At 47.2% G+C, this 11,664-nt stretch carries 7 protein-coding genes and 1 pseudogene; all 8 read right to left on the bottom strand.

The genetic code is table 11. From position 1 onward, the window contains the following. Window positions 1-297, bottom strand: a pseudogene (locus tag WEIDD23_RS03905) (XRE family transcriptional regulator); the annotation flags it as partial. 25 nt (window positions 298-322) lie between these two features. After that, the gene (locus WEIDD23_RS03900) at window positions 323-790 is read right to left on the bottom strand and encodes a YueI family protein (RefSeq protein ID WP_223823006.1); all 468 of its coding nucleotides are present in this window, start codon (window positions 788-790) and stop codon (window positions 323-325) included. Window positions 791-1,130: 340 nt separating this feature from the next. Beyond that, a complete protein-coding gene (locus WEIDD23_RS03895) occupies window positions 1,131-1,340 on the bottom strand; it encodes a hypothetical protein (protein ID WP_010373442.1) in 210 nt (69 codons plus the stop codon). Beyond that, the gene (locus WEIDD23_RS03890; RefSeq protein WP_010373440.1) at window positions 1,337-2,908 is read right to left on the bottom strand and encodes a peptide chain release factor 3; all 1,572 of its coding nucleotides are present in this window, start codon (window positions 2,906-2,908) and stop codon (window positions 1,337-1,339) included. The genes WEIDD23_RS03895 and WEIDD23_RS03890 overlap by 4 nt, the downstream gene beginning before the upstream one ends. 136 nt (window positions 2,909-3,044) lie before the next feature. Further along, on the bottom strand, window positions 3,045-3,887 hold the full coding sequence (locus tag WEIDD23_RS03885; protein WP_062358769.1) for a hypothetical protein: 843 nt from the start codon (window positions 3,885-3,887) through the stop codon (window positions 3,045-3,047). Between the two features lie 98 nt (window positions 3,888-3,985). Next, entirely contained in the window at window positions 3,986-4,537 is a 552-nt protein-coding gene (locus tag WEIDD23_RS03880) for a nucleoside tri-diphosphate phosphatase (RefSeq protein WP_010373437.1), read from the bottom strand. Between the two features lie 93 nt (window positions 4,538-4,630). Next, window positions 4,631-5,671: a WxL protein peptidoglycan domain-containing protein gene (locus tag WEIDD23_RS03875; RefSeq protein WP_010373434.1), complete on the bottom strand. Its 1,041-nt coding sequence runs from the start codon at window positions 5,669-5,671 to the stop codon at window positions 4,631-4,633. Between the two features lie 101 nt (window positions 5,672-5,772). Next, the gene (locus WEIDD23_RS03870) at window positions 5,773-11,640 is read right to left on the bottom strand and encodes a mucin-binding protein (RefSeq protein WP_156469555.1); all 5,868 of its coding nucleotides are present in this window, start codon (window positions 11,638-11,640) and stop codon (window positions 5,773-5,775) included. Window positions 11,641-11,664 lie beyond the last annotated feature (24 nt).

The following is an 11,664-nucleotide window of genomic DNA, read 5'->3' as shown; positions in this document are numbered from 1 at the left end:
CTCTGCCACAGTCTTTTCCGTCTCAATCACATCGGTCTTCAACTGGTCCAGCGACATCGCAAACATCGAGACCGTACTAAACGGCCGAAATAACGGCACTTTAACTGCCATTGCCAATTCTGAAAAGGTCATGGTTAACAAGGTCAACACATCAATTAATTCTTTTAACGATAACTCTGCCTCACCGGCAACAAAGCGATACCAGCGCGACTTACTAATGCCAAACTGTTCAATCGCACTGATACTCACGTTTTTATCAGCTCGAATATCATTCAGCACTTCACCATATGGTCTCATTTTCTCTCTCCCTTTAAGCGACTACTTAACCAAATAATCGCTTATACCAAGGCTTTTTTGCCGCCGGTTGGCTCTCTCCTTCCACCGTTGGCGCCTTGGTTAATTTAACAATATCAATTTGATCGATATTGACAGCCTCTTTTGCTGCGAAGACTGCAACGATATCTGAACGATCAAACACGTCGTCTGACTTCAGCGTAAACCCAATACTATACTTCGAGGCTAACTGCATGTATGGGGACAAATCATCTAATTCTAAATGGCCATTTAAGAACAACGTGCCATCGGGATGCGCCTTAAATTGGGCCTCCCAAGTTGGCATGTAGGCCGCCTGACCAAATGTGTCACGTGTTTGCGCCGCATAAACTCGTTCTCTGAACGTGCCCAAATAGTGGTTACGCTCATCCGGGTTAATTTGTGGTGTGCCGTAAACGGCTGCTTGCATATGTGGATCCATATCTGACATAGGCGGGTCCTCAACTTTCATTTTCATAGTAGTTTCACCCCTAAGTTTACCATAATGACGGCACAAAAAAAGAGACGGAAATTCCGTCTCACTCAATCTTCTATCTAAAGAAGAATCATTTTGAAGCCTACCTGATACGACTCAGGCTTGGTGTGAAATTTGGGAAAAACACCAAACGACTTCATATAGGGGTTCAACTAGTTTTGACACTAGTAGCCGTGGGAAATTGGGTAAAAGCCACGGGCTTTAAGAACAAAAATTATTATACCCCCGAACCTTACAAAACACATGCATTTTACACATGTTCTATATCCCGTTTTCGGTACACTAAAACGCAAAAAAACGGTCATCACTGACCGTTTTTTCTTTAACTGAACATCAACGTTGAAATCCCCGCAACGAAGACGTATGTCATATATGCACCGAATACCCAGTGAAGCGCATTAAACAGTACTGGAAATGCCCGCAAGATGCGGTGCCCAACGAAGTACAAAACTGTTGGCGCCACCATAATCAAGGCAAAAATTTCCAACCCCATCAGCCATGTATTTGGTGCCATTGGCATCAAAAGAATCATAGCTTTTCCTCCAAATCAACATCTGGATACTTATCTTTAAACCAGCGTTCTGCGAATTGGTTTTCAAACAAGAAGACTGGTTGCTCAGCCCGATCACGTACCAACAAGTTACGTGATGAGGCCATGCGTGGATCCAATTGTTCTGGGTGAATCCAACGGGCAATCTTTGAACCCATTGGCTCCAAAGAGACTTCCGTGTTGTATTCATTTTCCATACGGAATTGGAATACTTCAAACTGCAACGCACCCACGGCACCCAAAATGTAATCGCCTGAGTCCCAGGCCGTGTACATTTGAATCGTTCCTTCTTGCACCAATTGGGTCACACCCTTGTGGAATGACTTTTGCTTCAAGACATTCTTCGCATGTACCCGCATGAACAATTCTGGTGTAAATGTTGGTAACTCTTCAAATTCAACTGCCTTCTTACCGGCGTAAATCGTGTCACCAATTTGGAAATTACCCGTATCATAAACACCGATAATATCACCTGGATAGGCGTTCTCAACATTTTCACGCGTGTCTGCCATGAATTGGGTCACGTTTGACAATCGCAACTTCTTGTTGGTCCGGGCCAAAGTGACATCCATACCACGTTCAAATTCACCGGATACGATACGCACAAAGGCGATACGGTCACGGTGATTTGGGTTCATGTTGGCTTGAATCTTAAAGACAAAGCCAGAGAATTGGGCTGTCGCTGGTTCAACTTCATCCCCACTCACCGTCTTCTTAGCAGAAGGCGCTGGCGCAAATTGCATGTACGTTTGCAAGAATGTCTCAATACCAAAGCCTTGCAAGGCTGAACCGAAGAAGACTGGTGTCAATTCTCCGTTCATGACGGCTTGCTCATCGAACTGGTTACCGGCATCCTTCAACATTTCGATTTCATCGCGTGTTTCCGCCCACAATGAATTCTCTTGCAACTTGTTTGGTTCAGCTAAGTCCGTGCCTGCAGCGTTCAAGGGCAAGAAACGCTCTGCTTCAGACTCTGGACGGAAGACCTCGACATTGTTGTGGTACAAGTCAAACAAGCCCGCCAAAATTTGACCTGATCCAATTGGCCAGTTCATTGGGTAAGCGTTGATTCCCAACGTTGATTCCAATTCATCCACCAGGTCCAACGCATCACGACCATCACGGTCTAACTTGTTGAAGAATGTGAAAATTGGGATGTGTCGTTCACTAACGATTTCGAACAACTTCTTCGTTTGTGGCTCGATACCCTTGGCTGAGTCAACCACCATGATAACTGAGTCAACCGCCATCAACGTGCGGTACGTGTCTTCAGAAAAGTCTTCGTGTCCTGGCGTATCCAAAATGTTGATACGCTTACCGTCAAAATCAAACTGCAAAACTGATGAGGTAACTGAGATACCACGCTTTTGCTCAATTTCCATCCAGTCAGATTTTGCGAAATTTCCCTTACGGCCCTTAACAGTTCCAGCTTCACGCACAACACCACCGAGCTTCAACAATTGCTCCGTGATGGTCGTTTTACCGGCGTCAGGGTGGGAAATGATGGCAAACGTGCGGCGCGTTTGCAATTCCTCTTGTAATGATGCCATTTTTATCGCCCTTAATTTCTTTACTTTATTTACCGATTTTTTGAAAAATCTTAACAATTCAGTATACCGAAAAAACGGCCGTGATTCAACACCACGACCGTTTCGTTTTTGACGTATTTAGTTGTCCGAAAAGCGCTTACCACTTGTGTTGCTTGGCAATATCTTCAAGCGTCATACCACCATGCGAATCAATCACTTGGTTCATCGCCGCTTGCAATTCTGAGGCTGGCAAGTCCTGCACATTGTATCCCTTAGCAATTAACTCTGCCCGCGCCGCTGCAACATCAGCTGAATCCATTTGACGTTCTGATGATGAGCTGGCCGGAATTGAACTAGCATCTGAAGACGACGTGTCTGACGAATCACTAACGGAGCTGTCAGTTGTACTATCGCTAGCAGACTTACTTGACTTGAATGCCTCACTAATTGATTGTGCAGCCGATGAACGACTAACAGATGCTGCAACGGATGATGATAATTCCGCTGCCTTTCGTGATGAGGCTGCTGCTTCACTCGCTGCCTTGCTCTGTGAGGCAGCAATACTTGCAGAAGCCGCCTTAGAAGACGCAACTGATGCCGCCTTGCTTGATGACACCTTGGCTTCAGAAGACGCCCGGCTCGTCTTGACCTTGCGAACGGCCACATCAATGTTCTCGTTCACTAGGTCCACCGCACCGTCAACGACTTTCGCTGTGTGGTACCAATCCAAAGCGTCTTGCCAATCGCCCTTATTGGCACTTTTATCAGCTCGAATGGCATACACCAGCTGATCCAACGCCGTTCGCGCTTCAACTGACTTCTTTTCCTTTTGTGCTTCTTGGTAGTAGAACTTGGCATCTGACCAATTCTGCTTGTTTAATGCATTGTGCGCATTTGTCATCGTCGCCTCATACCCTTGATTGCTGGTGACATGACGGTAACCGATAATCCCACCAACAAACGCGATAATCAGCAATAAGACTAACCCAAACTTTTTCATATTGTTTATCCCCTTAAAACATTTCCGTTTTTGATTATAAAGTAAAAGCAGCCAAAATGCGCTAACATTCTGGTTGCCTTTACAAAATCATATTGCGACTAACGATTATTACGACGCTTGATTTCCAAGTAGCGTCGGTACCACAAGTCGATGTACTCATCAGAGAATGGGCCCTGGTGCTTATTGATCCAATCCACGAGAATTTTCACGTGCTCCTTTACGATAAAATCAATATCCGCCGGGTATTGCCACTGCGCTTTGTGTAGCTCGTACTCATCCGTATCCAACAAACGCTTCTCGCCGTCTGGGAAAACCTTTACGTCTAAGTCGTAGTCTACATATTTTAGGGCTTCTTTATCCAAAACAAATGGTGAAGCGAGGTTGCAGTAATATGACACCCCATTATCTCGTATCATCGCGACGATGTTAAACCAATACTTACGGTGAAAATACACAATAGCAGGCTCACGTGTCACCCATCGACGACCGTCATCTTCGGTCACCAATGTGTGATCATTCAACCCAATAATTGCATTTTCACTGGTTTTAAGGACCATCGTATCACGCCAAGTTCGGTGTAAACTGCCGTCGTGCTTGTAGCTCTTAATCGTAATAAAGTCGCCTTCCCGAGGTAGTCGACTATCTTTCATCTCTGAGCCCTTTTACGGCCTTTCACCAAATTTATTCTTTTTTATTGTATCACGTGACACGCCCCGACGCACTGTTGTCTTGGGATTCATCTCTTAATAACGCTTGTGGAGTCCCCGAATTTTAATAATCACAGTGACGATGGCCACAACCAACACGAACAATATCAGCACCATCACAGTATCTAACCACGACCAAGTATTAACGTGGCGCGTTGTGAATTCATCAGCCGTGACGTTGACCGTGGTTTCCCAATGCTTCACGAATTCTTTTTTATCACTAATATTGTCCACGTAATCGCCGGTCACACTATCGCGCACCCAACGAGCCGCTAAACGAACGGTATAGTCACCCGATGATAAGCCTGTCTTTTTTAAATTAATCGGCCAGGTCATTTTTGAATAGGGCGCCATTGTCATGCCTGCCTGTTCTCGTTGCAAGACAATCTTGCCATGCTTATCCACCACCTGCGCGGTAACCCGGAATTTATTTACGAAATTACCGTGCGGGTTGCGGACTAAAATGCCCAGTGCTGGTTTCCCTTTAATGCGCTTAATCGCTGCCGAATCAAATGCCGGTTTCGCCACGGGCAGGCCGTCTTTGTTACGGACAAAGACGCCAATCGTTTTTGGAATCGTCGTGATGCCTTGATCGTCACTACTCTCCGTTTTTTTATTGGCCACCTCACCGCGCGGGGTAATTTTAATACCGCCAGCTAGCAACCCTCGCCAAGCGGTTTTAGGTGTTTTGAGTGTGACATTAAACCCTGTATTCGTAGCTGCCTTAGCAGTCACAGTTGCCGGAATCTGCATATCTTCCCCGATTGGTTCGGGCATCGACGTATCAAACGTCGTGTCGTCGGCTGTATAGTTGACGTTTCCATTAACGGTTGTTTTAGCTGTTCCTTTGGCAATATCAAACACGATATCTTTGTCCGTGTGATTTGTAATCACAAATGACATGTTCTGGGTTTGATTTGGCGCCAGCACCATATCAAACGCTTCCGTATGATTTCCTTTAATCTGCGTTGCCGGAATTAATGCATGGACTTCATAGTCCGCGACATCCGCGTGCACCTGACTTTGTACGCCAAGCAGCGCCACAACGAATGCTAATGCTAACCCAATTTTTTTCATAACCATTCCTCTTCTTAAAACGAAAAACCCCTTCACCCCCTTAAGCCACTAACGCAATGCGTCAGTGGCTCTTGGGAGCGAAGAGGTTTCTTCGTTATTTTTTAATTCTGGTCACCATCATCTCGGCGTGCAGCTAGCTTACGCTCAGTCACTTCGCGTCGACGATAGAAGGCCATGAGAACGCCGAACATACCGGCGGCAACTAATGTTGCAAACAATAGCGCCACAAAGTATGGGTCGTTCGTCATAACGTTGGTATCATGGAGGTTTTGCAAATCACTGACATCGCCATCCTTATCGTCTGGGATTTCGTGAATCCACAAGCCTTCATCACCATCAACAACCGTATCGTGAATAACCGCAACATCTGGTTCTGTAATCGGTTCTAGTGGTGCTGCTGACGTTGTTGGTGTCACATTCACCGCGCTCGCCGACGTGATAACCGCCTGACTCGCAGGTGCCTGACTAACCAGCGCCGGTGCAGCCGATGTTACCACCGGTACACTTGGCGTTGGCTGCAAAACAGTCACGACAGTTGGTGTTTGTTCAGTCGTCATTGGTGCTTTCACAGACTCATGTGGTATTACTGGGACCGTGGCCGTCGCAACAAAGGTTACCACCTGATCACCGTTTGGTTCGTTCGTCCGAACTAACTTGTAACCTGGCATATTGGCAACCTGCACATCACCAAAGTCCGTCTCACCCGTTTGCCCATTAATCTTGATCTCACTAACAACCGTACGTGCCGTCCGATCGTGCGTTTCAAGCCAAGGCATTTCAGCATGAGCATACTTGGTCTTGTCTGTTACCGCAGCATCCGGCACGCGTTCACCTGTCACCCGATCAACGCTAAAGTGCGGTGTCACCGTGACAACTTGTTCAACCGTTACAACCTTACCATCCGGCGTTTTAATCGTCGTATGGCGGACAATTGTGCGCGTCTTACCCGTGCTATCAACTGTATCGTGCTGCAAGTGAATCTCAAAGATTTGTGAATCACGTGTTGCATCAGCAATCGCATCATAATGGGTACCAGCAATAAAGCCGTCTGATACCAGCACATAACCCATCGCTTCGTAACGCTTAATGGTTGCTGGACTGTTGTAAACAACCTCACCGTCCGTCACGCCTTGCACATCATCAACACGCAAAGTCGCACCAGTCGTGTCATCAATTACCACAATTTGAGCCTTCGCAGCATTTGCGACAAATGTTACTTGGTGTCCTTGAGGCGCATTATCAACAGTCGCCAAACCATTTGGTGTGGTATCCGTTGCTTCCGGTGCAATGCTTGTCGCTGGTCGGCCGTCGACTAACATCGTGTAACCAGGCACCGCATACTTCGTCAAATCAACCGTTGCAAAATCAACACTTGTTGTTGACGTTTGGGTCACCTGACCAACAATATTTGGTCGGCCAGCTGCCTTAGGGAACGTGACCGTCACCGTTTGTTGTTGCACGGCTGGCGTGTAAGTCACTGTATAGTCCTGTGAATCAGCTTCCTTTGCGGTGTAAACAAACTCGTCAATCGACGTGTATGTTTTACCAGCAGCGTCAGTAATCACATGACTATAGCCTGGCACAGCCAAATCCGCAGTCTTCATACCAAAGCTGATTGTTGTATCTGACGTTCCTGTCGTCTCAACAACTGGTTGACGATGCTTAGGATCGTTCACAAATGTTAGCGTCGCCTTCTGATCCGTGTTAGCCACAAATGTCACGTTGTGAACTTGTGGTACATCATCAGTTGCTGACGTGCCATTGGCCGTGGTATCCGTTGCCTCAGGATTAATCATCGTTGTCTTCACACCATCAACCAACATTGTGTAACCGTCAACGTTGTAATTCGATAAGTCAGTCGCCGTGAAATCTTGACCAGTAACAGTCGTGTTCACCACTGTGCCAGTCTTGTTAGCTCGGTTTGCTGACGTAGGGAACGTCACGTTAACCGTTTGTTGTTGTACTTCAGGCGTGTAAACCACTGTGTAACTTGGGTTCTGCAGCGTACCGTCAGGGTTAACCGCGAATTGGCCAGGGACAGTCGTCAAATCAAAGTTTGCCTCTGAATGTTCAACCATCTTATGACCCGCCGCATCCGTCACCGTGAACGTGTAACCTGGTACTGCCTTCACTGTCGTCGCACCTGTAGCAGTTGTATTTAACGCATCCGTCTTACCCGTGATTGTCGCCGTTGCTGGTACATTCACTTGTGCCTTTTGCGTCGCATTCAACCCTGTCGTGTCGGTGTTAACCGTCACAACCTGTTCAACTGGTGTGTAAACAACCGTGAAGTGGTCATTCTTTGGTGTGCCATCTGGGTTGACCGTAAATGCGCCTGACACTGTCGTCAAATCAAAGTCTGACGTTGCATCTTGCGCCACAACCTTCCCAGCTGCATTCGTCACCGTGAACGTATAGCCCGGTACAGCTGGCACCGTCGTTTGGCCTTGCGCCGTCGTGTAATCTGCATCCGTCTTACCACTAATTTCACCATCCGTGGCATTAACCGTTGCTTGTTGTTCCTTCGTCAACATTGTCGTATCAAAGTGAACCGCAACCGTCACTGGCTCAGCAGTATACGTGACGGTGTAATCTTGCAAATCAGCTTCCTTCGCTGTGTAAACAAAGTCATCAATTGACTTGTACGTGTTACCAGCCGCGTCCGTAATGACGTAGCTGTAACCTGGTACTGCCAAATCAGCCGTCGTCGTCCCAAAGTTAATCGTCGTATCTGACTCACCATCATTCTTGGTAATTTGATCGCGCTGCTTAGGATCATTAACAAACGTCAGACGTGCCTTCTGATCAGTGTTCGCGACAAACGTCACCGTGTGCAATTGTGGCTTGCTATCAGTCTTATTCAAACCGTTAGCAGTTGTGTCAGTCGCTTCTACTGCAATGCTAGTTGCTGGCGTACCATCAACTAACATCGTGTATCCATCGACGTTGTAACTTGATAGGTCAGTGACCGTGAAGTCCTGTCCCGTCACAGACTTATTAACAACAGTGCCCGTCTCGTTGTCGCGGTTTGCTGACGCAGGGAACGTCACGTTTACCGTTTGTTGTTGCAATTCAGGCGTGTAAACCACGTTGTAACCTGGGTTCTTTAACGATCCATTTGCATTAACCGCAAATTGACCTGGCACCTTAGTCAAATCAAAGTTCTTCTCTGAATTTTCAACAACCGGCTTGCCTAACGCGTCCGTTACCGTAAATGTGTAGCCCGGCACAGCCTTAACCGTTGTATCGCCGGCAGCCGTTGCATTCAACGCATCCGTCTTACCCGTGATTGTCGCCGTGGTTGGTGCCTTCACTTGTGACGTTTGTGTCTCGTTCAAATTCGACGTGTTGTAATCCACCGCTACCGTTTGCTTAACTGGCGTGTAAACCACCGTAAAGCGATCGTTAACCAGCTTGCCGGTAGGATTCAATGCAAAGGCCCCGTCTACTGTCGTCAAATCAAATGACTTCGTCGCATCACTGACAACTGACTTACCTGACGCATCCTTAATGGTAAATGTGTACCCTGGCACAGCTTTAACAATCTTGTCGCCGGTTGCCGTGTCGTAGGTCGCATCCGTTACGCCATCAAGTTGGCCATCCTGCACATCAACCGTTGCCTGTTGTGCAGGGGTTAGGTTAGCCGTGTCGTAATCCACCGCTACCTTTTGGGCAACTGGTGTGTAAACGACTGTGAAGTGATCATTAATTGGCTGACCAGCTTCATTAACTGCAAACGTACCTGTCACTGTTGTCAAATCAAACGGCTTCGTCGCATCACTGACAACTGACTTGCCTGACGCATTGGTCACCGTAAACGTGTAACCTGACACAGCTGGTACCGTTGTCGCACCATTCGCCGTTGCATACTTTGCGTCCGTTACACCAGTAATCTTGCCATCAGTTGTCTTAACGGTCGCCTTTTGACCGTCAGTTAAGTTGTTTGTGTCATAGTGCACAGCAACTTCCACTGGCAATGCCGTGTACGTAACTGTGTAGTCCTGTGAATCAGCCTCCTTGGCCGTGTATACAAAGTCGTCAATTGACTCATATGTCTTGCCGTCCACATCGGTAATCACATAACTGTAACCTGGCACGTGTAACTTAGCCGTCGTCGTCCCAAAGTCAATCGTTGTATCTGACACACCATTATCCTTAGAAATCATATCGCGGTGCTTTGGATCGTTCTTAAACGTCAACGTCGCCTTTTGATCCGCCTTCGCCTCGAATGTGACTTCGTGAAGCTGTGGCTCACTATCAGTCTTGTTCAAACCGTTAGCCGTTGTGTCAGTCGCTTCTGCCGCAATGCTGGTTGCTGGCTTACCATCAACTAACATCGTGTAACCATCAACGTTATAACTTGATAGGTCAGTGACCGTAAAGTTATCGCCAGTCACAGACTTGTTCACGACCTCGCCAGTTACGTTTGGCTTACCCGCTGATGCAGGGAATGTCACATTAACTGTCTGCTGTTGCAATTCAGGCGTGTAAACAACCGTGTAACTTGGGTTCTTTAACGTACCATCTGAGTTAACCGCAAATTGACCAGGAACCTTCTTTAAGTCAAAGTCCTTTTCAGAATCCTTTACAAGGTCACCAGCATTATTCGTCACTGTAAACGTGTAGCCCGGTACGGACTTAACAGTTGTCGCACCATCAGCCGTCCCATTCAACGCATCTGTCTTACCCGTGATTGCTGCCGTGGTTGGTGCCTTCACTTGTGACTTCTGTGTGTCATTCAGATCGGTTGTGTTGTAGTTTACAGCCACCGTTTGTCCAACTGGCGTGTAAACAACCTTAAATTGGTCGTTGACCAACTTACCATCAGTATTCAAGGCAAACGCACCGGCCACCGTCGTCAAATCAAACGGCTTCGTTGCATCACTCACAACTGGCTTGTCTGATGCATCAGTGATTGTAAATGTGTAGCCTGGCACTGCCTTGACAATCTTATCGCCAGTCGCTGTACTGTACTTCGCATCCGTTACGCCATCAAGCTTGCCATCCGTCGCCGCAACAGTTTTCTGTTGCTCTGGCGTTAGGTTAGCCGTGTCGTAATCTACAGCCACTGATTGGGCAACCGGTGTATAAACGACTGTGAACTCGCTGTTAATTGGCTTACCAGCCGCATTAACAGCAAACGTCCCTGTTGCTTCCTTCAAGTCATAATCCGAAGTACTGTTTGCAACAACTGTATTTTTAGCCACATCGGTCACGGTGAATGTGTAGCCTGGCACTGCCTTTACAGTTGTCGCACCATCGGCTGTCGCATAACCAGCATCCGTCTTACCCGTGATGACACCATCAGTTGCATTGACTGTCGTCTTTTGACCAGCAGTCAAATTCTCAGTGTCATAATGTACGGCAACTTCCACTGGCTTAGCTGTATAGGTGACAGTGTAGTCTTGTGAATCAGCTTCCTTCGCCGTGTAAACAAAGTCGTCAATTGACGTGTACTTGTTACCGGCAGCATCCTCAATGACATAATCGTAACCTGGCACCGTCAAATCAGCCGTCGTCGTACCGAAGTTAATCGTCTCGTCTGACGTTCCTTCTGATTCAACGATTGTCGTCCGGTGCTTTGGATCGTTCTTAAACGTCAACGTCGCCTTTTGATCCGTGTTAGCCACATACGTCACCTTGTGGTTCTGTGGTGTCCCATCAGTTTCACTCAAGCCGTTAGCCGTTGTGTCGGTTGGCTCCGACGCAATCGTGGTCGTTTTCACACCGTCAACATACATCGTATAACCGTCGACACTGTACTTCGCTGCTAGATCAGTATCCGTAAAGTCGACACCAGTTACTGATTCCTTCACGACATCGCCAGTTACGTTTGGCTTTCCCGCTGATACAGGGAACGTCACGTTGACTGTTTGCTGTTGCAATTCAGGCGTGTAAACAACCGTGTAACTTGGGTTCTTTAGTTCGCCTGATTCATCAACCGCAAATTGGCCCGGAACCTTCTTCAAGTCAAAGTCCTTTTCAGCATCCTT

Origin of the sequence: Weissella sp. DD23, assembly GCF_001579105.1 — a bacterium.
GTDB classification, from domain to species: Bacteria; Bacillota; Bacilli; order Lactobacillales; family Lactobacillaceae; genus Weissella; species Weissella cibaria.
This window is presented reverse-complemented; position numbering and strand designations above follow the sequence as displayed.